Raw genomic sequence first — 534 nt, 5'->3', positions numbered from 1 at the left:
GCTCAATGCCCTCGGAGTCCTGGAGATCAAAGGCGAGGAAACGGACAAGGCGCTCAAGCAGCTCAAGACGCTGCGCGATTTGTCCAAACGCGGCATCAGCAGCCTTCCCGAGGGGTTTGATGTGTCGGTTGCGGACCCAAGTTGGCACTCGCTGCTGGAAGGCCCTGATCGCAAGGTTGCTCTTGCAGCTCTCAAAGCAAGCGCAGCGACTTCTTTGAAGAAAGCGATCAAAGGCGGAAAGCTGTGGCTGGAACACAGCAGCCGCCATCGCAACCGTGCCGATCAGCTGATACCTGAAACGCAGTGGGCCGAGAAGCACAAGTCGCTGATCCGTGCTTTGAGCTTGACGGACAATCCAGATAAGTTCCTGGAGCGCGTGCTGGGACGGGTCAAAGCGGGCATTGGCCAGCTGGTGCAGGCCGTTGACGACGGGGCCTTGACCATAGACAGCCAGGGGCATATTCACATTGCACCGATTCAGGCGCTTGAAGTCGAATCTCAGGTCACCAAGACACGAGAGAGCATGTTCAACAT

The 534-nt window shown here is 57.3% G+C and carries 1 protein-coding gene; it reads left to right on the top strand.

Annotated features, from left to right (window positions below):
- Nucleotides 1–534 (top strand): hypothetical protein (locus tag K9U40_RS23360; protein ID WP_349239457.1); only part of this gene is annotated, 534 nt, incomplete at both ends.

Origin of the sequence: Xanthobacter autotrophicus (assembly GCF_030015065.1) — a bacterium.
Classification (GTDB): Bacteria; Pseudomonadota; Alphaproteobacteria; order Rhizobiales; family Xanthobacteraceae; genus Xanthobacter; species Xanthobacter autotrophicus_D.
This window is presented reverse-complemented; position numbering and strand designations above follow the sequence as displayed.